This window comes from Paenibacillus sp. MABNR03, from assembly GCF_050455445.1.
GTDB lineage: Bacteria > Bacillota > Bacilli > Paenibacillales > Paenibacillaceae > Paenibacillus > Paenibacillus xylanilyticus.
The window spans coordinates 992192-1017965 of the sequence record NZ_JBCIYR010000002.1 but is presented as its reverse complement, the minus strand read 5'-3'; the positions used below and the strand labels follow the sequence as shown (position 1 = coordinate 1017965).

Sequence of the window (25774 nt, the reverse complement as noted above, 5' to 3'; positions counted from 1 at the left end):
GCCGCCTCCTTTAGGTCCGAAAAATCAACTCGCGATAGATGTTGTAACCGAATTCATATAATTGCTGCAGCATGCTGAAGACGAGCGCTCCAAGGAATACGATAATGCCCATAACGATGACCGTCAGCAGTATGGTCATCAACGTTTTGATCACCGTGTACTGGTGTACCGTCATCATGCCGATGAACAAAAGCAGCATAAACCAAAAGAACGCAATGGCATTGAACAGATAATAAAAAGCCGTTTCTTCCTGTACCATAAACCTGCTAACGATAATCATCGGGGCGTAGATCACAATAATCGGAATCAGCGAGTATCCTGTGGCCAGAACGATTTCCCTGAACTTTCCTTCCCCTTCCATCAGGGTGGTTACCGACCAGTTGGCGATGCACCAAAGAAAGAACGGTACCGCAACCGTTACGATCTCCCCTATGCTGTTGATTGTGCGAGGATCGATGTAATTCACGAGAAATCCCGCGTATTGCTTTTGCAAAATCATCATGACAATGGTAAGCGCCAATGCTGCAAAAGCGACAAGCAACCGGCCACGGTTATCCGACTTGAGATCCCAGAATGCATCGATGGGGTGAAAAATGAGATGCAGCGGAAACTTAATGTAGTCCTGCTTCACGATCAACCTGCCTCCTCCGTCTCCATTTAACCGCCACCCGGGTCAGGATCAGAATTAAAATCAACGCGATCGAGGCGGTCAGGAACGTTCCGAAGTGTTCCTTCATCATCTCCCGCCGATACCTTTTGAACGCGACAGAATAACTCTTGCGATCCATCCCAAGTTCGAAGTAACCCAGCGCTTCCTCGTTTTTCTTCTCCATCAGCAGGGACTTGCCGATCCCGATATAAGCGATATCATAGTTGGCGTTCAGCTTCAGCACTTCTCTCCAAATATGGACGGCCTCTGTATCCTCGCCCTGATAGTGAAGAGCAACCGCCTCATTCACGCTCGCTCCGAACCTTGTCGGCTCATAGACAACCAGATTGCTTCTGCCCCGGTCAAGGACCAACTGATGCTCACCGGATTGCTCAATGGCGACGGGAGTTTTGAGTGTGCCTACCTGATTTCCTTTGCCACCATATATGTAGAGCAGATGACCTTCATCGTCATAAGTGAACACCCTGTTCTGGGTCGCATCCAGTACACTATACATGCCGTTGCCGAGAACTTTCACATCAATCAGCTTGGATGGCCCGGGGTTATTGCGGAATCGGATGTCTCCTTTGACGTCAAAATAACCAAAACGCTTCAGCACATCTTCACCGGAGGGATTCAGGCGTTTGATCGGTTCATTCGAGCCGGGGTCAATATTCGTTGCATATACAAATCCCTTATGGTCCATATCCACATTGGAAAACTCTGTTGGGACAAACAGGACCATCTGTGCCCGCTGGGCTTTGGTCGATAACATCCGCCAGATATATTCGCCGTAGTCCCGTTCTACCTTGTTGGTGCCGACGTATCCAATGAACTTCCCCTTTTCATCGAATTGCATAATTCCCTCATACACACCCTGAGCCACCACGAATACCCGACCTACACGGTCAACGGTCAACTTCAGCGGCTGAAACTGAAAATCGGTAGCGAGAATATCGGACTCGGGCTTCGTAATGGTGTGAATCAGCTCACCTTCTCCATCAAGGACGACCACGCGACTGTTACCCGTATCTGCAACGTATATGTGTTCTTCTTCATCCACAAACAATCCGCCTGGAAGGTTGAAGGTCTCCTTGCTGCCATCCATCACAAATCCATCAATCACGCGCAGCAGTTTATAATTGGTGTCCAATACGATAATTCGACTGTTGCCGCTATCCAAAATATAGATCAACCCGGAGGGAGAAACGTTCACATCACCGGGGTCTTTGAACTCACTAATGCCGAGGTCGCTGCCTGATATGGTACGCTCGGGCAGATAGGCGTCCGGCGAAGGAACGGCTTCTTTCCAATAGTTGTAGTTATAACTCTCATACGGCGCCGGGGAGGCCGCCGCAGGCACGGCATTCACCAGCAGCAGAGATACTGCCGCCAGGAGAACAAGCCATCTTTTCACTGTGCGTGCCATATCGTTCCCCCTTAATCCTTCATGCCCGAGCTCGCCATCGTCTCAATGATTCGGCTCTGAGAGAAAATAAATAGCGTGATCGGCACACTCATCAATATAAGTGCTACCGCTGCACCCGCTCCTGCCCGGGATATTCCGCCCTGAATAATCTGGCCTGCTGCATAATGCAGTGTCTTGAGCTGCTCACTGTAGATGTATCCATTGCCGTCACTGCCCCACAGCATCTGAAACAGCAGAATAATCAATGTAAGCCAGGCTGGCTTCACATTCGGCATGACGATGGACCAGAAGATCCGGTATTCACTGGCACCATCAATCTTGGCTGCTTCCAGCAGCGCATCCGGAATTTGCTCCATGAACTGTTTCATCAGATATAAACCTAATGAATAGGCAAATGCCGGGATAATGACAGCCCAGTACGTATCGATCCATCCAAGCCATGACATGATCATATAGTTCGGGATCGCCGTCACAGCAGGTGTGAACATCAACGACAGTACAACCACCTGGAACATGAACACTTTGCCAGGAAATTTGTGTTTAGCCAGCGGGTAAGCCGCTGCGGAAGCCAGGAGCACATGACCCACGATGCCAATACCCGTAATAAATACCGTATTGAATATATAGCGCGAGAACGGCACCCACGAGTCACTTAGCAGATTCAGCAGATCCGTAAAGTTGCTGAACGTTGGATTTTTGACAAACAGTGTTGGCGGAAAGGTAAAAATCTCATCCAGCGGTTTAAATGCATTGTTGATTGCATAGATCAGCGGCAGCACCATGAAGGCACCAAATACAAGCAGAAGGGCAAACAGGGAGAGACTTCCCGACAGCGAGCGATTTACCCGCTTTTTGCCTGTCGCAATTGCAGCCATAGCTATTCTCCCACCCTTCGAAGCAGTTTCTGTACCAGCAGGTTGGTGCCTACCATAATCATGAACAGCACGGTTGCAATGGCCGAGGCGTAACCCATCTCAAACCGTGTTGTACCGAAGTCGATCAAATGGGTGACCACAGTCTCTGCCGCATAGTTCACGCTCGGGAACCCGGCAAGTGCTATCGACACATCTGCCACGGCAAACGAGGTCGTGAGCTGAATGACTGCGCCGAACATCAGCTGTGGACGCATTGAAGGCAAGGTAATATACCATAGCTCCTGCCAGCGATTCTTGATCCCATCCACGGCTCCCGCTTCATATAACGTCCGATCAACCGTCTGCAAACCGGCGATGAATGCCAGGAAGCCCGTGCCCAGACTCAGCCACAATTGCACCAGAATGAGGATCGGCATAATGTAGGCTTCCGTCTTCAACCACTGAATTGGCTCGAGCAGAAAGCCCCATTTGATCAGGAGTCCATTGGCTATACCATAACGATCCCCTGAGAAAATCATCAGCCAGATGAAATAGACATTCCCTGAAATGGACGGCGCATAGAAAATCAGCGTCATGAACGCCCTCCATTTCGGTGTTAATTCATTAATGATCCATGCAAACACGAAACAGGCAATATAACTGATGGGTCCAGTAATAATTGCGAAGAGCAGCGTATTCTTGATGGCAATCAGGAATACGTCATCTTCCAGAAACAGCCGTGTATAGTTCTGCCAGCCAATAAAACGCGGAAACTCCAGCATGTTGAAATAGGTGAAGCTGAGTATGATCGAGATAACTACCGGAATCACGGTGAACATGGTGAACAGGATCATATAGGGGGCCAGCAGGACATAGGAATGTTTGCTGGCCTTCATCTCCTGCAGCTTCCAGCTCCACCATGATTTCATGCCCATCCTTGATGCTTTCTCAGGAGGACTGTTTTGCCCATCTCGGAGTGATATTTGTGACACGGTTAACCCTCCCTCTGCTTACGGAAGACCAAATTCATTACGCTTGACGCGAATCTCGTCCTGAATATACTGGGTGTAGTCCATAATGGATTCCCTTGCCTCCACTTGGCCGACAACCGTCTTGTAAAAGGCATTGAACAGATGGCGTCCGGTAAAATAACCCCCAGGCACTTCAGGAATACCCTTCACCGTCTCGAATTGTGCCTTCAGGTTCGCATAATCCTCAGCAGGCCACGGGAGCGAATCAAGTGCTTTGATGTTGGCGGTTGGATAACGCGCGGCTGCACCCATCAGCCCTTCCATCTCACGACCAAACTCGGCCTGGACCGGTGTACTCGTCCACCACTTCATAAACTCCCATGCAGCTTCCTGATCTTTGGCACTCTCGAGCATCATGACCGCGCTGCCGCCGCCCGGAACGTCCCGATTCAATATTCCATCCGACTGCACAGTACCTGGGACAGGAACAAACCCCCATAATCCGCGGATCTCCGGTGCAAATACGGACAGCTGGTTATACATCGTGTAATCCGTCAGACCAATCGGCATCTGCCCTGTCCGGAAACGGTTGGCAAAGTCGTATTCCCGCTCCAGCTTGTAATCGGTGTAAAACTCTGTCCATTTCTTAAATGTCTCAATACCGATGCGGGAATCCAGATCCGATTCCTTGCCGTCATTGCGATAGAACGAGCCTCCGTTCTGCAGGAGCATCGTTGCATACTGCGAGTTAGGCGGAATGTTGACGCCCTGCATGTTGGCCTGGGCCACCACAGGCATGCCAAATTCCATATGATTTTTGCTCAGTATCGCCAGCAGGCTCTCGACATCATCCCACGTTTGAGGAACTTCAAGGCCCAACTCTTCCATGACATCTTTTCGGTAAAACAACATATTGAAGGTCTGTGTTTCCGGCAAGGCATATACGCCTGAATCATAGACGTACGGTACGATCGCACTTTCCCGGAATTCCTGTTCCACCGAGGTATAGTCACTGAATTTGGTCAGATCAACGGCCGAGTTACGCATGGCAAAGTTCACCGGCAGATCATTGCCGATCTGCATCGCTACATCCGGCCCTTCACCCGATAAAGTGGCTGGCAATAACGTGCCCATGTTAACCAGCTTCAGATTGACGCTGATCCCACTCTCCGGTGTGAACGTCTCATCAATCATTGCTTTCATTGTATTGGCCTGATCACGTCCACTCCCGATCCATACCGTCACCTTGCGCTGATCTTCTGATGTGGATACGTTTCCGATCTGGTTATAATCGATGAAAAATGAATTATAAAAAGTCTTTGCTTCGTGGCCGATCTTCGCCAGCGCTCCCATGCCTGTATCGGGAATGCTGCGGTCGAGGGACGCAACATACAGGGCATCAATTTCGAGCGGTTGCTCACGAGCCTGCTGCACCCATGTACCGAGCCCGCCTGTGTTCGTTTTGTAAGCGGCAAGCCTTCTTGGAATGGTATCCGGCTTGTCGATCATCTCATCCAACTGCTGGGCCATCGTTTTGATCAATGCTTCCTGATCACTGGACTGACCTGACAGAATGCGAAGCTGAGCTGCTACTTCCTTCAAGCGTTTGCTTTCCCCGCTGAACACCTCCAGCAGATTCGGAATCTGCTTCTCCACCCGGTAATCCCGGAATTCATCAGGCTTGGTCCCCGTGATCATCAGGATTCGCCGATACATGGAGTTCAGGTTATACAGACTGTCCTCCACATTGCGGATGAGTGGCGCGAAGTCACCAAGGCTGTTCTCCAGCCGTATGACGTGTTTGCCTTTTTCGAGCTGAAACTTGTAAGCTTCCTTGCCTCCCATCACGTCAATGCGATAGTCACTTTGGTAACGGAAAGGCGCTTTGGTCATCTCGGCAAACGGAACTTCGCCATCAATGGTCAGCTTGCGCGTGGAATATATGCCTTTTACGAAATTTTGCTGTGCAGTAAAACCGATATGATAAAGTCCACTCTCCGGCACATCCACTTCCCATTCGATCCACTGTCCTGGCAGACGCCAGTTATAGCCACCAATCGTATTGATGCGTACCTGGGAAGCACTGTAAGGAGATACCGCTGAACTTGATCTTTCACTGGTCGGGTATAGCGTAGGTGAAGATTTGGCCACTGCCGCTTCTCCTTCAACCCGAATGAGCACATCTTTCGGTTGCCCGGTAGAATCCGGCTGCTGCGCCCCTGCGGTCTCCGTATATGGAACGGCAGGCTTCTCATTGAATAGCCGTATCGATCGAATCACCATCGGTTCACGCGATGATTTCAGCGTAAGGGTGTGTTCCCCTTTTTCCAAATGAAACTTGAATGGAGCCTGTTCGTACCCGTCTGAGTCCTGAAACGTTTCTTCCATCCAGCGTGGTTTCTCCACTTGTTTGGGACGAAGATCATTGCCCTGATTATCCCGTTCAACGGCTTCTTTCTCATTGCCCCATACCCGGTCAAACTGCAAATAGGCGGCTTCTGCAAACGGAAGTTCACCGTCAATATACAATGCGCGCTCAATCGCAGAACTCTTGCCTTCTACGGGAAAATAAACAGCGGATAGGTTATACAGTCCGGTTTCCGGCACATCCACAACCCAGTCAACCTCTCCCGTCTCTCCGGTATGAAGCGATACACCTGTCATGCCCTCATAATCACTCAGTTTGCGTACCTCTTCACCTTCCGCCCGTTTGTAGTCCTCTGCTTCAATGATGATGTCCACATTCGGCAGTGGGGCCTCACCTGCTTTGGACAGATATTGTTCATACCCTTTCTTCTGCCTCGTCTGCTGCAAAATGGCATCCACCTCAATGGCAGGCAGACTGCCAGGCGGAACATCTGCACTCTCTACGTCCGTACCGGAGGTGAAATACAGTATGACGCAGGCTGCCGCTGCTACGATTACTGTGGGCAGGATCCATTTCTTTCGTTGTAGAATTCCAGCCATTCTACGAGTCCTCCTCATCAAGGCTGATGCCAGCTCCACCCTGTTTCAGGGTTCAGGAAAAGAGGCGCCGCGCAAACTCTCGGGCACGCAGCACCTCTGCCTGATATACGGCTGGTGTTATTGTTTGCCGAGTTTATCAATCGCAGCTTGTGCCTGCGCTTTGTACTTCTCGGCTGTTGCAGTAACGGAAGCATTATCTTTGATGATATCGTTGACATAATCACCGATTGGATAGCCTGTGTAGGCATCATCCAGTAAGATGCGTCCCGTGCCCGCAATATGTTCGCGAATCATGGCGATGTCCTTCTCATCGGTGTAACGGCTCTCCAGGTAATCCTGACCCGGGTATTCTTCAATCTGCGGGATGTCGAAGGTCTCTTCGTAAATTTGGTATACCATCTTAGGATCTTCTACACCTTTGGGAATGAACTTGGCGGAGGCTGCGTTGTTGGCGTAAGTCACATCCTTGCTGCCTTGAGGTCCGTTGGGAATAGGGACTACACCAGCAGCAAAGGTGATATCTCCCAGCTGCCATTCAGCGGCGGTGAACAAGGCAACGTCTCCATCCTTGAATGTATTGCTTTCCTCCCAGTTGGTTTTGTCGCCTGTCTTGACCTTCACGACATTCTCCACGTTAAACAGGCGTTTAACGAATTCGGCAGCCTCAATGGTTTTGGGGTCGGACAACCCTTCTTTTGCGTTCTCGTCATCTACGATCGTGCCGCCATTGGCAGCGGTAAAGTGACGAAGCACGTCGATCGGCCAGCCGGAGAATCCGTATACGTCAATCTTGCCGTCATTATCCGTATCTTTTGTTGCCTGTTTGGCCAGTTCCATGAATTTGTCCCAATCCCACTCGCCTTTGTTATATAGCTCCTGTGGATCAGGCAGCGACATTTTTTTGAATAAATCGCGGTTATAGTGAAGTCCCAGACCGATGCTGATCGGGTTATCGAATGAGTAGTAATCACCTGCAATGGCAGGATATTTTGTGATCAGGTTGGCCTCCTGATTGATGTTGTTCTCAGCTGTGGTAAATTCGGAGATTGGCAGCAGCTGCCCTTTGAGGATGGCGGGAAGTGCGGATTTGTATTCCATCTGCACGATGTCTGCGAATGGCTCGCCAGCCAGTGCAGTCGTTGTAAATTTATTCATGTATTCTTCAAACGGGACATTTACAAACTCGATTTTCACGTTATATTTCTTCTCGACTTCAGCAATCTTATCAAGACGAGCCTTATCTGAGGCTGTCTCCCCCGCGGGCTTCAGATCCCACCAGGCAGCAACCTTGATGACGCGTCCTCCCATATCCGGCACAGTGACTGCCGCTTCTTCTGCTCCGCCTTCTTTATCTGTCTCAGCGACTTCGGTGCTGTTTCCTGAGTTAGTTGCTCCACCTGCATCGGTCCCCGTCTGCGTTGTACCCCCACCACTGCAAGCGGATACAAAAAGCATCACGGCCAGTAACATCAGCGGCAGAACGTTCCATTTTCTTCTCATGATTTGTACAACCTCCCCGAATGTGTTTGTCTAATACGGTCACGCAAAAACAACTAACCTCACCCCACCTAATAAAATCAGAACATCACCGCCATTTGTTATTTCATCGTTTGGTTTGAACAAACAAAATTTAACATAGCAAAATGTAAGCGTCAACATTTTATTGTTAACATTTTCTATTTTTTCTGCTATGATGCTGATTAAACCAGTAAAAAGGGCTATTCAACAGCATTTTGATCACATTATCTTTTGAGTGTATCGATAATTAAGCAATTTTAAATCTTCACAATTTGTTATTTTCTAAAATAACAAATTGATAATTTTTTAAGACAAGATTCGTGCTTTACTCTCAAAAAACTTCATCTCTGCCGTTCCATTTCCATCGTAAAATCCTGGGGACCACTAACATTTATTATTCTGTGTCCGTTATTAGATTAGAGGAAATATATCATGATATACTGGAATCAGTTTCATGCTACATGGTCAAGAATACGGCAGAACTAAGAATGTAAGGATGGTATGATGAAGACGAAGGTAACAATTCAGGAAATAGCACATTTTACGGGTCTGTCAAAATTTGCGGTCTCACGTGCACTCTCTGGGAAATCCGGTGTGAGTGATCAGACACGGGACATTATCCTTAAGGCCGCTGGCAAACTTGGATATTTCAAAGATAACAGCATGTTATCTGGCGATATGAACAACAGCAATGATCTTCACGACCCACAACACATGCGTTGGAGCGGAACGATCCTCATTTTGTTTCCAAATGTTCGTTACCAAAACCAGGAGTCTGTCTACTGGGGGCCCGTCTTTAACGGGATATCATCCAGACTGAACCAGAAAGGGATCAATATTCTTACCCTGACGGAGCCTTCTGCGGACCAATTATTTACACTGCTCAATCCCGATGCCATCCGGGGCATTATTACGGTGGGTTCAATCACCACCCCCATATTGCTTGAAATTAAGCGCCTGGGGATTCCCGTCGTTATGGTTGATCATCTCGATCCGGTCTTCCACAGCGACAGCATTTTTACAGACAACTTTACTTCGATGCGTGAAATCATGCTATATCTCCTTCGCAAGGGTTTCAAGAGCTTTCAATTTGTCGGGAATATCAGCGATGCTCACAGCTTCTATGAACGATGGATCGCGTACAGTTCTGTGCTTATGGGCAACGGTATAGAAATGAATCAGATACCGGAGTTGTGCAGTCCAGCCGTCGATGATTTCCGCCAAACGTTCACGTCGGTAGTTCATGAGGCCAACTTGCCAGAGGTGTTTGTATGTGCCAATGACTTCTCCGCGCTCTATACGATTGAAGCACTGGAGAGTATGGGAATAAGCGTACCTGACCAATGTGTTGTCACGGGTTTTGATAATTTGTACGACAACATTCCGGTGCTCGCCACGGTCAACGTAAACAAGGAATTGCTTGGTGCGCGTGCAGTGGACCAGATGTTGTGGCGCATCGTAAACCCCGAGAGTAATGTGGAGAAAAAATTGATCATGGCAGACGTCATCATTCGGGAACAATATAGCAGGCATAGCGGTTAAACAGCTGCATAGACAAAAAACACCCCCATACCAGTGGTTTACGTTACTGGCTGGGGGTATTTGAAATTAGATATATCCTGTTTAGGCTATCCAAGTTACGTATCTGTCCGTACATCATCCCATTCCTGATCCAGATAACATATCAGCCAATTTAACGCACGGTGACGTTCATAGGCGACTCCACCATTCAACCCGGCAGGAGGTGCCTGGTCATTCACACGGCTGTCTACACATACCCAGTTGTAACGGTAGATCAGGTCAGCAGCGTCCAGAATTTCACTTTTGCTGCGCAGGGATGCTTCGGCCAGAAAATCCTCAAAAGTGTCCTTTTGCTGCAAATATCCTACAGCCTGTCCAACGTTACACAGATCTACTGGAGCTCCAAGTTCCTCGACGTAACCAAGCGCCCATAACATTACATGATAAGCCTCGTACCCCCATGAAAAAGAGATTACATCCTGTTGTTCCGCCCCATGCTGCGCGATAAACCTCTTCTCGACAGGTGAGAAAAATGAGGCCGCATCATACTTGTCGATGACTTCCTGAACCAGCGCTGCCGTATCTTCCGCACTCTCTCCGGCACCCAGACATTCACCCTTGAGTGCTGCGATACAGAGGGCAACTGCGCGCTGTGCCACTTCTTCTGCGCTTCGGATCATTGTGTGCTCATCTCCGGCCCTGGCGGGCAAATGAACATTGAATGGAATGCCCTGTTTTGCCAAAATGGACTCGGATTTTTCTTTTCGCCGGGCTCCAGACTCGGAATGCGGTCTGACATCATCCAAAAAGCTGGTGTGCGCCGTTACCTTGTAATCTTCCACCTCGGATTCTCCGTTGACATCGAGCAATAACTGCCCTTGTGCGTCCAGTAGGGACCCTCCGCCCCAGAAAATAATCGCATCCAGTCCATGGGCAAGCGTCAATAATTCCTCGAAGAACTCCTCGGATATGTCCTCTTCAGTCTCAATGCCAACGACCATGTTCAGGGTCGAGCATTTGATCAGCACTTTCTCCTGCACTGCCGGATTACGTCCCTCAATCTGACTCAGGAAGCCCATCATGCCCTGAATCATTGAGGTGAATCCCTCGGGGTTGGTCTGACTTGTCATGATGTTGAAACCTTTGGTTTTCTTGCTAAGCCACTTTTTGCGAATCACCTGAATATGGGTTTTGTCTTCCTTGCGCTCGATCTTATCCTGTGGATAGATGGATTGAATGAGTTCAAACAGCTGATCCAGGTCAAACTGGGAGCTGTACAATGCGCAGTTTCTCATTATGTCACCTTCTTCTTTCTATAAATTCAACTAATGAAAATTTACACTGGCACTCCGATGACAGAACAACCTTCCGATCGCTGTTATCCCCAGATTTTGATTCCCTTTTTTAAAGGAGAAAATCCGGAGATAGCTTATGCTTCCGATGTAGCTTTCTTTTCAGAAAGCTTTTAGGCGAACGCTTCGCTTCTTCAGGTTATTTCTGTCCTCTCCGTTATTGTGTAAATGTTAGTTGAACTAATATAACTAGTCCTTATACGGATCGAATTCATTGCCTCCGGCCATCGCGACACCGACGGGACGCAGAATATGATTGATTTTCAAAGTATGTTCGTGAGCATCCAGTACATCCTGCAGCTTTTTGTATACAAACGGACTTTCGTCTGTGCCTGCGCCCCTCAGCTCGACACCATAGGCACGAATTGCTGCCTGCATCTGTTCCTCACTGATTTCGCCGCCCATGCGTGTGCGCAGCTTGTAATTCATTTTGCCGGCAGCCTGGGTACGACTCATGATCCGGCCAGCCCCATGTACAGTGCTTCGGAATGACTCGGTATTCTCCTCGCTGTGAATTCCTTCGACAATCACCGAAATATCTCCCATGCTGCCTCCGACAAAACCAAGCTGCCCGGGAGCCAGCGGTGTTGCTCCCTTGCGGACGACGACCACTTCTTCGCCCATATGCTGTTCTTTCCATGCAAAGTTATGATGGTTGTGCACCGCATACTCCGCACTTGCTCCAAGAATACCAAGCACCTGGTCGATAACGTAATCCCGGCCTGCATAGGCGTAACGGCCTGCGAGACTCATTCCGTCCCAATACATCTCACCCATTTCACTGTTCAGGTCAAACAACGTAGGTGGCTGATCCATGGATTCTCCGGGTGCCTTCCCGCTAAACTCACGACCCGCAGCCAGATTGAGAAACCCGCTAGCCACCTTATGGCCGAATCCACGACTGCCAAAATGATTCGCAATCCATACTTTGCCCGTTGATTCTTCCACGAAAATATCTACAAAATGATTGCCACTGCCTACAGTGCCAAGCTGGTTACGTGCCAGTGTTTTTAATTTGTGCTGCAATCCAGGCTCGATTGTGTCGAACAATTTCCAGCTGGCATCATCAAACAGCTCATGATCGACTGGGGTTGGATTATTCCTGCCCACGCCAAACGATACGTTTGCATTGATATCGTCCATAATAACGCCAATCTGATCCTTGATCTCCTCCCACATGAGGTTGGTGCGTACCGCTTTGTTACCGCAGGCAATATCATATCCGACTCCTGATGGACTGATCATATTACGGTAGGCGACCACACCTCCGATCGGCTGCGAATATCCTTTGTGATGGTCGGCCATTAGAGCTACACCAAGCACATCGCCATGTTGCGAGCAAGTCACTGCCTGACTTACCGCATTCTCCAGCGGCTCCCCCCAAACTTTGATGTTATCCACGATTCTCATACGCTATATAAACCTCCTGTCTTATCAAACACTTTGTATATATTACCAAAAACTATACCATATGGGCAGTAAATCAATTCCTGCTGGATGATACACATTGCCATTTCAATTGCAGTGTCCTCTACCAACTGCTGTACGTTATTGTGTAACTTTAGATTTGTTTTATTTTCACAGATTGTATTTTATACCAAACAAAATGACATATATATATTGCAAAAAGACTCAAATAATATTATCATGAAGTTCATAAGAAATATTTACCACATTATTTTCAAATCTCTATGAAGGAGAGGTCAATCATGAAATGGTTTAAAACAAATGGCAATCAGGATGAGCGTATCGTCAATCTGAAAAACAAGGTGTATAAGGAAGCTTACACTTTAATCATGTGGATCTGCGGCATCTCCATCCTGATCAAAAGCTTTCTCAGTTGGGAGACTTACTCCATGCTGACGGAAGTGATCGTCCTTCTCGCAGGAAGTATCTATTTCGGAGTTCGTTCCGTCATGCTGGGCATTTATTCGGATGAAGTTGAGGTCCATGACCAGACGAGCAAAATTTCATATAGCCTGCGCAACATAATTACGGGTCTGATTATCGGTATCTCAATGGCCTTGTTCCTGGGCATAAGAAGTTCCGTTTTGTTTGCCGATACGGCGCATGAGAAGTGGTGGTATTTCTTCCTCGTTTTTATTATTTCACTGCTGCTTTATATTCCGCTCTTTGCAGGATTCAATGTCATCGTTCATCACTTCGCAAACAAGGCGAGTCAAAAAGCCGCTCGAAAAGATCAGTGGGATTCATAGAAAGGATACAAGGGTGAATGGGCATGAAAAATATACGATTGAAAGTCGCCCGGGTCGAAAAGGATCTATCGCAGGACGATCTGGCACGGATCGTTGGTGTATCGAGGCAAACCATTGGTCTCATTGAACTGGGAAAGTATAATCCGTCCCTCAGCTTATGTATTGCCATATGCAAGGCACTCTCAAGAACACTGAATGACCTGTTCTGGGACGAAGAGCAGACATAAGCCGGATGGTTCAAATACTTAATCATTTATTTATCAACTACACGACGAATGAAGGAGGCTAAATTTTGATTTATTTCAGGAAAAGAAAGATTGGTACTGTCCTTGCACTGACTTCAGCCATACTGGCAAGTTCGCTCTATCCAACAGGGCTTGCAGGTGCTGCAGCATCAGCTACCATGGAGACCATTCAGGGGCAGGTAACTCAGGTGCAATCCGCAAAAACATCGGATGAGAAAATTGCAGAATGGAACGAATGGGCTAGAGATCACGCATATCGACTGGATAGCATCCAGCCTGTGAAGACAGGTCAGGAGCCTGATTCCTTCTCGGATCTGGAGATGCTGAAACCTCTACTCTATGACAAGCGAATTGTGTTTCTGGGTGAAAGCTCCCATGGGGTTGCCGAATTTAATCTGGCGAAAACCCGGCTGATCCAGTTTTTGCATCAGGAAATGGGATACAACATTCTTGCCTTTGAAAGCAGTCTTTCCAACACATCGCTTGCTAATGCCATGGTAAAACAGCAACTTCCCGAACAAACGATGAGAAACTCCATCTTCGGCGTCTGGTGGTCCAAGGAAATCATGCCTTTATTCGATTATCTCAAAACGAGCGCACAGACTGAACAACCCCTGATTCTAACCGGATTCGACATGCAGCTGCAATTCCCGCTGTTGGACGGTAACTGGCTGAAGGATAAAGAGCTCGCCAAGCTACTCGCACAAACGGAACAAAAGCTGTCCAATTTCTCTGCCGGAACAGATCTGAAAGCCTATCGCGCTGAGAAAAATGAAATTATCAAGGTATACAAAGACGTCCTTCAATCCCTGAAATCCAAATCGAACCAGGCCTATCTGCAAAAAGAATACCCGGATCAACCGAAACTTTCCATGCTGCTGGAGCGAAGCCTCAGTGATCGAATTCATGTAGCAAGGGAATATGTCGATCTTTCGATCCGTGCAGCGGCTGAAATGAATGAAGGAAAATATGAGACGTTTTTTGACTCCATGGAGTGGCGCGATCAGGCGATGCATGACAATCTCATGTGGCTCGCAACCGAAGTGTATCCAAACGAAAAATTTATAGTATGGGGACATAACGATCACATAAGAAAGGCGCATAGCGAAGTCATGGGCTCGCCCTATCCCATAACCATGATGGGAGAAAAACTTTCGGAAGAAATAAAGAAATCCAGTTATGTTTTGGGATTGTATGCATCCAGCGGTCAAACGGCCGATAATTCCGGCGGACTTCATGCCGTTGAGCCGGCAAAACCCGGTTCCATTGAAGGCATCATATCAGCAACGAATACCCCCTACAGTTTCCTGGACCTGCGGTATCAGAACAGGGAAACAGGCAACTCATGGATGTTCGAACCACGATTTGCATACAGCTGGGGCATGATCTCTGAGAGTTTTGTCCCGCGAGATCAGTATGACGGCATTTTAATGATTGACGACGTTCATCCACCGCAATATATTCGATCTTCCTCATCAGGCTCCAAAGAACAAAGTCAGGAATAAATACAAAAAGAGAGCTGGCAGCTCTCTTTTTGTATTACCATTTTCCTGTTTTTACTTTTTGCTAATCTTGAACTTAAACTCCCACGTCGCCGTGTTACCCGAATAACGGCCCCTGTTCTCTTTCACAACAACGGAAAGGGTCTTATTGGTCGATTTGGAGAAAGAGGATACTTTAACGTTGGTGCTTTTGCTTCCGAGATCGGGAATCTTGTCCTGTTCTTCGGCAATCGCTTTTAATTTCAACGTATCAGTTGATTTCAGCTTTAATGTAACAGAAGAACCTTCATTTAGGTTTTTACCGTTTACACTTGCACCTACGGCCCAATCGTTACCGACGGAGTTGTTCTCTACCAGTTCCGCGCTGACCAGTGTCACGGTTACATTAACCGTTTTGGCGGCAGCGTAGGATGTTGGGGAACATACGGCAAATACCAAACTCAGAATCATCAAGACATTAGCCCATTTTTTAAACACGAGAGTGCCTCCCTCATATCCATACTGTTGATTTATGACTATGCCTTATTCGCCTTACTCCTTAAATAATCCTCCTGGTAATAAACATTTCTACGTCCTGTAGATTAGTTCAGCATTTTCAATGATTCGAGCTATATATTGAGATTGTTAGTCGCTTATTGAATGGATGCAAAATCTCAGTTCAAATGCTTCCGGTACCCTTGAACCTTCTCATCCTTGAATCCAAGCTTTTCATAGAAAACATGGGCTTCCTTGCGCTGATCGCCAGATACCAAAATCATGTACTCACACCCGAGATCCTTCGCAATCCGTTCAATCTGGAGCATCAGCTTCTGACCAATCCCCTGCCTGCGGACCTGATCCGATACGATCACATTCTCCACGACCATGAAAGGCTTGCATTGACCCACGAGATCCATACATTCGATTCCCATGACAGATCCAGCCAGCTCGCCATTATAAAAAGCACCCAGCACGTGATAATGACCATTTTGCTGTATGTGGCGAAACATTTTTTGCATCTGCTGCTCATTGGTAGGTGTCCCCATTAACTCATTGTACAGTTTGCTTAAGGCCGGTAAATCCTGAAATTCAATAGCTTTGATTGTAACCATAGACCCATCCCCTGACTTCTCTCTTATTCTGCACTCTCTACTCTACCCTAGGTGAGATCCTTTTTAAAATAATAATGACGATGCCCTGTTGGTGCATTTTCAATGGTAGCCATCAATTGATAGCCATGTTTCTTGTAGAATTCCGGTGCCTGGAACGAGAATGTATTCAGTATAATAAAATCACAACCTTTCTCACGCGCAATGCGTTCGACTTCCAGCAATAATCGGGAACCATATCCTCGATGACGCTGCTGCTTATCTACCCAGAGGATATCAAGCTCCAGCCAGTTCCAGCATAGCGTACTGAGAACACCAGCAACGATTTCTCCAGCTTCATTTTTGATATTAAAATTCAATTCTTCATAACGGTGTTTCAGTTCCTCGCTCAGATGCGCCGCATTAAACGCAATCAATTGATGACGAACATAGGCTGAATCTTCCGCAGTGCTGGGATTCATCGTTCCTTGTGACATTTCCATTCCCCTCTCTGTCATTTCCTCATAAAAACTGGATAATTCCTGTGCATCTTCTTGAGTATTTTAACATTATCTGAGGGTATGCAGCATAAAAATAACGCACCTCCAATGGAGATGCGCTCATCCTTTTATAGTTCAATTACGTGAATTCAAAGCAATTCTTCTTTCATCTTAAGCATGACCTCTACATATCCTGTGTCCATTTTGCCCAACATGTCTCTTGCCTGCACGTTAATCCGAATTGGGGTTTCGCTTGATGCAAGAGCTCTGACGTACAGCTTCTGTCCATCCATTCTGACTTCAGCCAGTTGTGGATCTGGCGATTCCGCTGTGAGAATCAGTGTTGATCTCTCGTCATCCTCATCTTCAAACATGTATCCCAGGTCGATCTCGGTCTCTTCATCTCCGACATAAGCTGTATTTCCCGCGGGTGCCTCCACCAGAACTGGTGCAGCATCATCGAAATCGTACATCGGTAAACGTTCGAGCAGTCCCAGATGAAAAGTCAAGTCAGGTTCGTCTCTAAGCAAAATGGAGTTGTTACTGATATTTAAATATTGCAGCAAAGATAGGTCAGCAATTCCGGTTGGAAAATGAGCCAGCTCGTTGTCACCAATGTCCAACAACTCAAGGGAATTCAATCCATTTACATCAAGGGATGTCATCTGATTGTAGGACAATATGAGTTCCTGAAGATCCGTAAGTCCGGAAACATGAACCTCTGTAAGTTGATTGCCAGCCAAATTCAGCTTCTTCAATTGCGTGAAGCCTGCAGCGTCCACCTGACTGATGTTGTTGCCTGACAGGTCAATTTCCGTAACGTTCATGCCTTTGAAAATTTCGTATCCCGTCAAATCGGAAATACCTGCATTTCTGGCATAGAGTCCTCCATCGGTCTGTACCAGTGCTTCCACCAGTTCCTCTTTGGTCAACGGATCATTTACATCCTTCTCGAGCCAATAGGCAATGGCTCCCGCTAAATAAGGATCAGGAAATTGTCGACTGATCGTATTGGCAAGGACCGTAATTTTAAGCTGTGCAGTAACACTGGCCCCTTGATTATCGACAGCCTTGACTGTCAAAACTGCTTCTCCCTCAGCGATTGGTGTAAGCTTGATCATCTGCCCATCTACCGTGGCAGTAACAATGGCTTCATCTCCATCCACAATACTCCATTGCAGGGCGTCTCCATCGGGGTCACTGAAGTAGGAGGAAGCCTGAAAATCCAGAGGCGCATGGACCAATATAAGTTCCTGATCCGGTAATCCCTCACTAACAACCACCGGAGCTTGGTTCATCGGTTCTGGGTTGGATGGCGTTGTTGGATTTGTTGGGTTTGTTGGGTTTGTTGGGTTTGTCGGATTCGTTGGGTTGCTTGGCGTTGAGCCACCGCCGCCTGTACTCCCGCCTCCATTACCGGAATTGGTTCCCGACCCATTCGTTGTATTCCCCGCAGAATTCCCTGCAGCTCCATTGCCTGAAGTCGTTCCCTCCACTTCCGTCACTTGCCCAGGCTTTTCCGAATCGGAATCTGAACCGGCATCCCCCTGTTCGGAAGCCCCTTCAAGCATCTTGATCGCCTCGCTTCCACGCAGCGCAATTACGGCCATCTCTTGTCTTGTAGTCGGACGTTTCGGAGCAAAGTTACCGTTCTCCCCTTTTACCAGACCCAATTCAACAGCCTGCCGTACACTCTCTACTGCCCATGGACTGATGCTTGAAGCATCCTTGAATGACAATATGTTGGTCGTTCCAACAGGCTCGACATATCCCCTGACATTCAGCATCCGGATCAACGTTGCCGCCAATTCTTCCCTGGTTACGAGTCCGTCTGGACGAAACGTACCATCAGGATAACCTTTCATGATTCCTGCCGATTTAACCAATTCAATAGAAGCCAAATTCTCGGTCTGGTTGTACAGATCCTTGAACTGTCCTGCCTGAACCTGGACTTCAGACTTCAGATCCAACCCCGCAATACGAACCAGGGTGTATGCCAGATCACCACGTGTAAGATTCAATCCCGGATGAAACAATCCATCCTTCATTCCCGGAATCAGCTCTTGTTCCATGACCATCTCAATAGCTTGTCTCGCCCAGGGTGCAGCCTGCTGCAAATCATCTATACTTCCTGCTCCCGCTGCTGCACTCACTGCTTGAGGAACAGTGAGCGTCGATACAGATAACAGTACTGCCAGATACGGCAAGATTCTGTTGCTTTTGTTGCGTGCTTTTCGTTTCGATAGATGTGTCGACATGAATTAACGTTACCTCCCACATGACTCTAACTTTGCATCATCTTAAGCAGCAAAGTTACTTATAGTCTTTATTGTAGGAGAGTCCTCATCGAGAAAATAGTCTACAAAACGATAGACATCCATGGGCGAATTCACAGCCACCCTTGCTGCTCGGCAATCTGTACGGCATGTGCACGACTACTGGCACCAAGTTTGGCAAACACCCGTCTTATATGGGTATTTACCGTTCCTGTCGAGATTCCGAACTCAGCTGCAATCTGTCTGCTGGTCAACCCCTCGGCGATGTAACCAAATACCCTCTGCTCCATGGGACTAAGCCGGACGGAAGACACGCCCTCCCGGTTTTGTTTTGCAAATGCAGCTAGCAGTTGTTTCACATAAGCCATTTTGATGCCCGAATCTTGTATGGAATGAGTACGACGCAAATGCAGATAGTGCTGCAAGAGGCGTTTGACGGGTTCCCCTTCGTTTACAAAGGAACGAATGTAGCCCTCTGAGCTGCCAATCACGATGGCACGTGACAACGGGACCATACTCTCAACTTTATGCCCTTGGCGTTGAAGAATCTGAGCTTCGAGCAGGCCGCATTCAACTTGTTCTGTTAACCAGACTCGTTCTTCAGCTAGCTTGCGTAAGCGTTCCAGTTCAATGAGGGACAGTTCATATTCACCCAACAGGATCCTGGCTCGGACACGTACAAGAGAGCTAAATACCTGATCACAACTGATCTTAGGGTTAACCCTTTCGACGATGGAGTCATTAATCATAAGCTGTGCTGTCTCTGCAGGTTGAATCTCGAGCTGCAGCCGATGCTGATGTGCCTGAATGATGGGCTGCCAGTATTCGAGATCTTTGGCGGATAACAGCACGCTGAGCTGCTGCAGCCATTTGATCCCTTCATTCGGTCTGCCCTGGGCAAGCTCTATTCTGGCTCTAAGTACATAAGCCGGAACCAGCAATGCAGCCACTTTGATCTGCAGTGCTACTTCGAGAGCACGGTCCGCATAACGCGTAGCTTCAGACAAGTGATTCTGTTCCAGCTTCACTTCAGCGTATCCAGTACCATAATAGGATGTCACATAAGAATTCTCGGAAAACCAACGATTCGTGATTGTACCGAAGCACATCTCACCTCGTTGCAACGAACCGTTAACCCCGTGGAAACTGCGCAGGCGCATGCTTTCTCTCCGGTCATAGTCCATATATTGAAACGCAATATCATCCGGATAACCCTGATCGATATAGGAAATCAAATAGTCGGACAACCCCTGCAGATCCCTGTTAAGATAAGCCATATAAGCTCTCATCACACAGACCACCTGGAGCAAATATCTGCTAATCTCAGGGGGTAGCTGATCATGCAGATGCACCTGAATCATGTTTTCCAGTTCATCAAGTTCCTTCATCATCTGACCATAAGGCCGTTCACGTGAAACGAGAAACAAATACGACATGTACAATTTGGGGCGAGCCTTGATGACCTCTTGTGGCAAAACATCGAAATATTTTCGAAGTGTCCACCATTCTCCCATTATAAAATGGGCAAACAATTCTTCCAGCAATCGGGCTGCATCCTGCATATGCTGACCGAGAATATAATGATCCAGTGCCTCGGCCGAGTATCCTTGCTGTTCATACCACTGTGCAGCCTTGGCATGAAGGGCATTTACCTGTTCGGTTCCATAACGAGCCAGCTCACGCCGCAAAAATGAAGAGAACATATGATGATAGCGGAACCAGTTTGCTTCCCGATCTAGCGCAATCAGAAACAGATGCTCCTTTTCCAAATGTCTGAGCAATTGCGGAGCATCCTCCATACCAGTCAGCACTCTGCTTAGATCGCTGTTCATTCGGTGTACAACAGAGGTGCGCAGCAAAAAATGCTGCAGTTCCTGTGATTGTTGATAAAATACCTCCTCCAGCAAATACTCGGAAACCGAACGATCACCGAAGTGATGCGGTTCTTCCCGCAAAGGTTGAGCCAGCGGACTGGTACTCCGCGTACTTTTATCTTCTTCTGCGCTTCCAATATGAGACAAAGCGAGCAGCTTAAGACCGGCAACCCATCCTTCCGTCTGCAGCACCCAGTTACGCGCATCCGCGCTGGTAATGTTAAGCTTCATGGCTCCCTGACAGAACTCTATCCCTTCTTCTGCGGTGAATGCCAGATCCTGAAGCATAATCTGGCCGAGTTCCCCACGGAGCCTCAGCTTCTCCAGTCTGAAAGGAGGAGATGTCCGACTCGACAATACGAGATGCGTTGATGGAGGCATGTTCTCAATAAAATACTCCATTTGTTCATGAATCTCCGCTTGGGTTACAGCGTGGTAATCATCCAGAATAAGTAAGACAGGCTTCTCGGACAAGGCAAGGTGATTCAGTAACAGCACCAGTGCTGAACGCGGCTGTATGCTATAGCCCCGCAAAAAATGCGGCAGAATGTCACGGCAGAATCCTGGTCTTACCCGGTCTAATGCATGAATAACGTACAACCAGAATTGAAGCGGATCCTGATCTTTGTCATCCAGACAGACACAGGCTGCTTGTTCATGCTGTACCCAGCTGCCTAACAGGGTGGATTTCCCGGAACCTGCCGGAGCAGTCAGCAGCGTAACTTTGAATTGATATAATTGTTCTCTGTTTGAACTGAGCCTTGGACGATCAAGCGTATCCGGGGGCAAGGGAGGAAGTTCCAGTTTGGTGGTTAATATCATGAATTGAATCCAGTCGTCTTCTAGACCCCTGGTATGCTCTTGATTCATTAAAATCCTCCTGAGTCAGCACAGCTGTGCCCTTTTCCAATATGTATCTGTGATTTTAGCTTCTACTACAAGTATACTCGGAACGCTGCCGGGGCCCCATACTTTTTTTGGTTCTGTTATAAAGGGCAAGAAACCCTGCATGTATCATGCAGAGTCTGTTTTTTAGATACGACTATTCGGGTAACTGAGTAACCCATTCACGCAAAGAATCAATCTCTATAAATATATCTTCTCCGTCGTTTCTCAGTTTGGCTATATCGAGCCCACTCTGTGTATGGTACTCATGCAGCAGCTTGTTCCATAGAAATTCAATAGCTCTCAACAGCTCTAGTAAAAACGCCTTTTCAGATGTAACGAACTGAGTGAGCACATCCTGAGGGGCCAATTCCATACGAATAGCACACCTTAATTTTCCATTAGCCACGTACTCCATTTCGAGCAAGTAAGGATCAATCCCGTAACTCACACAGGCTTTACGCTGCTCCATCAACTTGCGAATAGCTCGCAGATAATCTTGCCATATATTCATTCCACTTGGGACCTCATATCCGATTAATGGATGTCCTCTCTCGTCGAATACATGAATAGCCATCTGAAGAGCATCAAGTCCAAATTTTTGACTCATCATCAACCGTTCTACCTGTAAGCGATCATTTACATCGGCATACCGCACTTCCGGCATTTGTTTCACAGCAACTAACCAGTTATCTATCCCTGTCTCCTCTTCAATGAATGACCCTGGTTTAACCAGCAGAACTCTAGCTGTAATCAGTTGCCCTCCGCCTCCTTCACCCAAAAAATAACGAAATTCTTTGTCTCTCTACTTCCCTCATTGAAGCATTTTGTAGTTCACCCTTATGTAATCCGGCCCACATTTGAAGGCGATAAAGGAACAAAGCACAACATAAATAACGGGATTAAAGCCATCCTTGCCAGCGTGATTCGATTAGCCAAATTCATCGTACATGCCCCTTCCGCTTTACGATATCCATCGACGTATTCCACTTTACAACCATTTCGTCCTCAGTCCCTCTATCACCTGTTTTCCCCAAAATTTCTTTCCTGTGCTCAGAGCAGGGTTGGAGTTTGATGTTTGATGGATTAAAACAACTGCTGGAAGCAGGTAAAATTGATTATCCATTACAATGAAAAAAGGTCAGGCCGTTCTTCACAGACAGCCTGACCCTTTTTTTAAATTTTGTTTTGTCATGATACTTATTCCCGTCTATAGTGCTTCCTTAATCACCCGTTTATAATACCACACAGATAACAGACCAAAGATCGAATACAACAGCGTATACACAATCATGACAATGACCGTAGGTGTCATCAGTTCAGTACCGAAGAAGAACCACCCTGATTTTACCGCAAAATAACTATGACTCAGCCCCACTACAAGTGGGATCCCGAAATTAAAGACCTGCTTGAACTGGATACCCTTTAACAGATTGCCCTGGGTGAATCCCAGTTTGCGCAGAATGGTATAGCTCGGTTTCTCTTCTTCACTCTCATTCATTTGCTTGAAGTACAGAATACATCCTGATGTAATCAGGAAGGTCAGACCAAGGAAACCGACAATGAACATAATTAGGCCCATATTGGTACGTTGGTTATTTCTGAACTCAATCTGCGAGAAGCTTGGCGCCTCCAATTGCTGCTCCTCAAAAATGGCATATGCCTTCTCAGCCTGATCCTCGTTTATAATACGAACGCCATAATAGTCAGTCGGCTCGCCTTCCTGCAGCTTGGGATCGAGATCCTTCTGAAGCTGCTGATAAACGGTTTCATCGACAACAGCTACAGGTGTACCTTTGGTGTAGTAGACAGGAAGAACTCCTTTTTTGGTCGTGCCGATCAATTGTTGATCAATGGTTTGTTTTGAGCCATGCAGCACGATTGGACCCTTTTCCTGAATGGTAATCATCTGCTGAATGGCACTTCCGTAACCCATGAAGATCACTTCACCCGGTTTCAGATCGATATCATCTACCATGCTGTCGCTGACCACGCTGCTGAACAAAAATTCTTCCGGAAAGGAATCATCCATTACTTCTTTGGCATCAATATCAATATAAACAGGCTGTCTGTGCTTCTCCTCATATGGGATCTGCTTATTCTCAAGTTCTGCTACAAAACGATTCTTCACATCCGCTTGAGCAAAAGAGAAATCCTCCGGCAAGCTTTCTTTCGCTTGAGATTCTGCCGAATAATACGAAATATAGCTAAGTGACAGCATGCCAATCGCAAGCGCGGACACCGTCGTAATAATGGTAAGCAGCAGTGCATTCGATTTCATTCGGAACATGATGGAGGACAATGACAGAACCTCATTGATGGAAAGGTAGCCGTTTTTGCTTTTGCGAATCAGATTAAACAGAAAACTGACCGATCCCTTATAGAACAGATACGTCCCCAGAATGACCGAGAACAAAATCATCAACATCATATACATCAGCTGCTGCATATCCAGCGCCTCACCGCTGAACATCCTTGCTGACAATACATAACCAAACACAATCAGGGCTATACCCAAAATGCCGATGATCATCTGTCCGGCGGACATCTTCTGCACCTGCTGCTCAGCCTTGGCCGTTACCCTAAAGAGCGAGAGAATGCTCTGCGCCTTAATGAAGGCATAGTTCATCAGCATAATGAGCAGATACAATACCGCAAATACAATCAGGGTCTGGACCAGTGCCATCGATGAGAAGTACAGTTTCGTAATCGCATCAATGCCGAGAATTTTGAACAAAATCATCAGTACCAGCTTGGAGCTGAGAAAACCAATCAGAACGCCTACCGCCATGGAGCCGAAGTAGAGGATGCAATTTTCCGCACTCAAAATGCCAAAAATTCTTCCTTTCGTCAGCCCGATGAGCTGAAACAATCCAATCTCCTTGCTGCGTCTCTTGATGAAAATGGTATTGGCATAGAGCAGGAAGATGCCCACGATGACAATCAGCAGCACCGAAGAAGCACCAATCGCAGCCGCTCCTTTGGTCGAAGCCGCCACCTCATCCATGGAAGGATCATACTGCAACGTCACGAAGGAAAAATACAAGGCCACGCTAAAGATCAGCGCAAATACATATAAATAATAACTCTTCAGGTTTTTTCTCAGGTTACGGAAGATGATGTATCGCAAACTCATTGCTGCACACCACCCAACACGCCCTGGGTTTTGATGATGTCGTTGAAGAAGGACTGCCGGGATTCGTCTCCTTTATTCAATTGGGTGTAAATTTGCCCGTCCCGAATGAAAATCACCCTGCTGCAATAACTCGCGGCAACCGGATCATGTGTGACCATTACGATGGTAGCCTTGTGTTTAATGTTCATGTCGCTTAATTTGCCAAGCAGATCCGAAGCGGATTTGGAATCCAGTGCGCCTGTTGGCTCATCCGCAAATATAATGCTCGGATCGTGGACAAATGCACGCGCAGCTGAAGTCCGCTGTTTTTGACCACCTGAAATTTCGGATGGATATTTGTCTTTCAATTCGTAGATGCCCAGTTCACGGGCAATTTCTTCGAACTTCCGATGTGCCTCCTGCTTCGGGATGCTCGTAATGGAAAGCGGCAGCAGCACATTTTCCTTCACGGTAAGCGTATCAAGCAAGTTATATTCCTGAAAAATAAAACCGAGATGATGTTTACGGAATTCAGCGAGCTGTTTCTCCTTCATTCCGGTAAACTCCTTGCCTTCGATTTCAATGGTGCCTTGGCTTACACGATCGATTGAGGAGAGCACATTAAGCAGTGTCGTTTTTCCGGAACCCGAGGGTCCCATAATCCCTACAAATTCTCCTTTGCCAACACCAAGATCGATTCCTTTCAGAACTTCCTGCTTATTGAGTTTGTTGCCATATACTTTACTGATTTTTTTGGCTTCCAGTATCCACATATCCCACACACTCTCCTTTGGTATGTCTCTATCATAGGCGGGATCTGCCAATTTATCGTG

At 47.2% G+C, this 25774-nt stretch carries 20 protein-coding genes; 4 read left to right on the top strand and 16 right to left on the bottom strand.

What is annotated here, in order from left to right; genetic code table 11:
* Window positions 1–10: 10 nt before the first annotated feature.
* The 6 genes from AAIH57_RS13420 to AAIH57_RS13395 form a co-directional block, all read right to left on the bottom strand.
* On the bottom strand, window positions 11–631 hold the full coding sequence (locus AAIH57_RS13420) for a YIP1 family protein (protein WP_175399442.1): 621 nt from the start codon (window positions 629–631) through the stop codon (window positions 11–13).
* Window positions 612–2078 carry a gluconolactonase gene (locus AAIH57_RS13415; RefSeq protein ID WP_430021951.1) on the bottom strand — a complete coding sequence of 489 codons (1467 nt, stop codon included), beginning with the start codon at window positions 2076–2078 and terminating at the stop codon, window positions 612–614. Before AAIH57_RS13415 ends, AAIH57_RS13420 begins: the two co-directional genes overlap by 20 nt.
* Window positions 2079–2089: 11 nt before the next feature.
* A complete protein-coding gene (locus AAIH57_RS13410; protein ID WP_017689719.1) occupies window positions 2090–2953 on the bottom strand; it encodes a carbohydrate ABC transporter permease in 864 nt (287 codons plus the stop codon).
* Between the two features lie 2 nt (window positions 2954–2955).
* Entirely contained in the window at window positions 2956–3867 is a 912-nt protein-coding gene (locus AAIH57_RS13405) for a carbohydrate ABC transporter permease (RefSeq protein WP_175399841.1), read from the bottom strand.
* A 75-nt stretch (window positions 3868–3942) separates the two neighbouring features.
* Window positions 3943–6870: an extracellular solute-binding protein gene (locus AAIH57_RS13400; protein WP_430021950.1), complete on the bottom strand. Its 2928-nt coding sequence runs from the start codon at window positions 6868–6870 to the stop codon at window positions 3943–3945.
* Between the two features lie 117 nt (window positions 6871–6987).
* A complete protein-coding gene (locus tag AAIH57_RS13395; protein WP_430021949.1) occupies window positions 6988–8370 on the bottom strand; it encodes an ABC transporter substrate-binding protein in 1383 nt (460 codons plus the stop codon).
* A 519-nt stretch (window positions 8371–8889) separates the two neighbouring features.
* On the opposite strand from AAIH57_RS13395, the gene AAIH57_RS13390 reads away from it, so the two are divergent.
* Window positions 8890–9930 (top strand): LacI family DNA-binding transcriptional regulator, encoded by a 1041-nt coding sequence (locus AAIH57_RS13390; protein ID WP_430021948.1) that lies wholly within the window; start codon window positions 8890–8892, stop codon window positions 9928–9930.
* A 95-nt stretch (window positions 9931–10025) separates the two neighbouring features.
* Here AAIH57_RS13390 and AAIH57_RS13385 read toward each other — a convergent pair whose 3' ends face one another.
* Window positions 10026–11204: a DUF4272 domain-containing protein gene (locus tag AAIH57_RS13385; RefSeq protein ID WP_430021947.1), complete on the bottom strand. Its 1179-nt coding sequence runs from the start codon at window positions 11202–11204 to the stop codon at window positions 10026–10028.
* Between the two features lie 246 nt (window positions 11205–11450).
* A complete protein-coding gene (locus AAIH57_RS13380) occupies window positions 11451–12671 on the bottom strand; it encodes an RtcB family protein (RefSeq protein WP_430021946.1) in 1221 nt (406 codons plus the stop codon).
* A 299-nt stretch (window positions 12672–12970) separates the two neighbouring features.
* Here AAIH57_RS13380 and AAIH57_RS13375 point away from each other — a divergent pair, with 299 nt between their 5' ends.
* The 3 genes from AAIH57_RS13375 to AAIH57_RS13365 all read left to right on the top strand — a co-directional run bounded on the left by AAIH57_RS13375 (window position 12971) and on the right by AAIH57_RS13365 (window position 15227).
* Window positions 12971–13477: a DUF6773 family protein gene (locus tag AAIH57_RS13375; RefSeq protein WP_175399436.1), complete on the top strand. Its 507-nt coding sequence runs from the start codon at window positions 12971–12973 to the stop codon at window positions 13475–13477.
* Between the two features lie 23 nt (window positions 13478–13500).
* Window positions 13501–13704, top strand: coding sequence for a helix-turn-helix transcriptional regulator (locus tag AAIH57_RS13370; protein ID WP_175399435.1), 204 nt, complete (start codon window positions 13501–13503; stop codon window positions 13702–13704).
* A gap of 65 nt (window positions 13705–13769) precedes the next feature.
* Window positions 13770–15227, top strand: coding sequence for an erythromycin esterase family protein (locus AAIH57_RS13365; protein WP_430021945.1), 1458 nt, complete (start codon window positions 13770–13772; stop codon window positions 15225–15227).
* Between the two features lie 51 nt (window positions 15228–15278).
* Here AAIH57_RS13365 and AAIH57_RS13360 read toward each other — a convergent pair whose 3' ends face one another.
* The 8 genes from AAIH57_RS13360 to AAIH57_RS13325 form a co-directional block, all read right to left on the bottom strand.
* Window positions 15279–15701, bottom strand: coding sequence for a hypothetical protein (locus tag AAIH57_RS13360; protein WP_430021944.1), 423 nt, complete (start codon window positions 15699–15701; stop codon window positions 15279–15281).
* A gap of 176 nt (window positions 15702–15877) precedes the next feature.
* A complete protein-coding gene (locus AAIH57_RS13355; protein ID WP_430021943.1) occupies window positions 15878–16315 on the bottom strand; it encodes a GNAT family N-acetyltransferase in 438 nt (145 codons plus the stop codon).
* Between the two features lie 47 nt (window positions 16316–16362).
* Complete coding sequence (locus AAIH57_RS13350) at window positions 16363–16788, bottom strand: GNAT family N-acetyltransferase (RefSeq protein ID WP_430021942.1); 426 nt, start codon at window positions 16786–16788, stop codon at window positions 16363–16365.
* 152 nt (window positions 16789–16940) lie between these two features.
* The gene (locus tag AAIH57_RS13345) at window positions 16941–19049 is read right to left on the bottom strand and encodes an S-layer homology domain-containing protein (protein ID WP_430021941.1); all 2109 of its coding nucleotides are present in this window, start codon (window positions 19047–19049) and stop codon (window positions 16941–16943) included.
* 131 nt (window positions 19050–19180) lie between these two features.
* A complete protein-coding gene (locus tag AAIH57_RS13340; RefSeq protein ID WP_430021940.1) occupies window positions 19181–21811 on the bottom strand; it encodes a LuxR C-terminal-related transcriptional regulator in 2631 nt (876 codons plus the stop codon).
* A 172-nt stretch (window positions 21812–21983) separates the two neighbouring features.
* Complete coding sequence (locus tag AAIH57_RS13335; protein ID WP_430021939.1) at window positions 21984–22607, bottom strand: hypothetical protein; 624 nt, start codon at window positions 22605–22607, stop codon at window positions 21984–21986.
* Window positions 22608–23036: 429 nt separating this feature from the next.
* On the bottom strand, window positions 23037–24962 hold the full coding sequence (locus tag AAIH57_RS13330) for an FtsX-like permease family protein (protein ID WP_430021938.1): 1926 nt from the start codon (window positions 24960–24962) through the stop codon (window positions 23037–23039).
* Window positions 24959–25714, bottom strand: coding sequence for an ABC transporter ATP-binding protein (locus AAIH57_RS13325; RefSeq protein WP_430021937.1), 756 nt, complete (start codon window positions 25712–25714; stop codon window positions 24959–24961). The genes AAIH57_RS13330 and AAIH57_RS13325 overlap by 4 nt, the downstream gene beginning before the upstream one ends.
* Window positions 25715–25774 lie beyond the last annotated feature (60 nt).

Excerpts from the sequence above, each read along its gene's own strand:
- AAIH57_RS13415 (WP_430021951.1), bottom strand. The coding sequence starts at position 2,078 with ATGGCACGCACAGTGAAAAGATGGCTTGTTCTCCTGGCGGCAGTATCT.
- AAIH57_RS13410 (WP_017689719.1), bottom strand. The coding sequence starts at position 2,953 with ATGGCTGCAATTGCGACAGGCAAAAAGCGGGTAAATCGCTCGCTGTCG.
- AAIH57_RS13345 (WP_430021941.1), bottom strand. The coding sequence starts at position 19,049 with ATGTCGACACATCTATCGAAACGAAAAGCACGCAACAAAAGCAACAGA.
- AAIH57_RS13350 (WP_430021942.1), bottom strand. The coding sequence starts at position 16,788 with ATGTCACAAGGAACGATGAATCCCAGCACTGCGGAAGATTCAGCCTAT.
- AAIH57_RS13400 (WP_430021950.1), bottom strand. The coding sequence starts at position 6,870 with ATGGCTGGAATTCTACAACGAAAGAAATGGATCCTGCCCACAGTAATC.
- AAIH57_RS13355 (WP_430021943.1), bottom strand. The coding sequence starts at position 16,315 with ATGGTTACAATCAAAGCTATTGAATTTCAGGATTTACCGGCCTTAAGC.
- AAIH57_RS13325 (WP_430021937.1), bottom strand. The coding sequence starts at position 25,714 with ATGTGGATACTGGAAGCCAAAAAAATCAGTAAAGTATATGGCAACAAA.
- AAIH57_RS13390 (WP_430021948.1), top strand. The coding sequence starts at position 8,890 with ATGATGAAGACGAAGGTAACAATTCAGGAAATAGCACATTTTACGGGT.
- AAIH57_RS13340 (WP_430021940.1), bottom strand. The coding sequence starts at position 21,811 with ATGAATCAAGAGCATACCAGGGGTCTAGAAGACGACTGGATTCAATTC.
- AAIH57_RS13375 (WP_175399436.1), top strand. The coding sequence starts at position 12,971 with ATGAAATGGTTTAAAACAAATGGCAATCAGGATGAGCGTATCGTCAAT.
- AAIH57_RS13380 (WP_430021946.1), bottom strand. The coding sequence starts at position 12,671 with ATGAGAATCGTGGATAACATCAAAGTTTGGGGGGAGCCGCTGGAGAAT.
- AAIH57_RS13370 (WP_175399435.1), top strand. The coding sequence starts at position 13,501 with ATGAAAAATATACGATTGAAAGTCGCCCGGGTCGAAAAGGATCTATCG.
- AAIH57_RS13330 (WP_430021938.1), bottom strand. The coding sequence starts at position 24,962 with ATGAGTTTGCGATACATCATCTTCCGTAACCTGAGAAAAAACCTGAAG.
- AAIH57_RS13405 (WP_175399841.1), bottom strand. The coding sequence starts at position 3,867 with ATGGGCATGAAATCATGGTGGAGCTGGAAGCTGCAGGAGATGAAGGCC.
- AAIH57_RS13395 (WP_430021949.1), bottom strand. The coding sequence starts at position 8,370 with ATGAGAAGAAAATGGAACGTTCTGCCGCTGATGTTACTGGCCGTGATG.
- AAIH57_RS13385 (WP_430021947.1), bottom strand. The coding sequence starts at position 11,204 with ATGAGAAACTGCGCATTGTACAGCTCCCAGTTTGACCTGGATCAGCTG.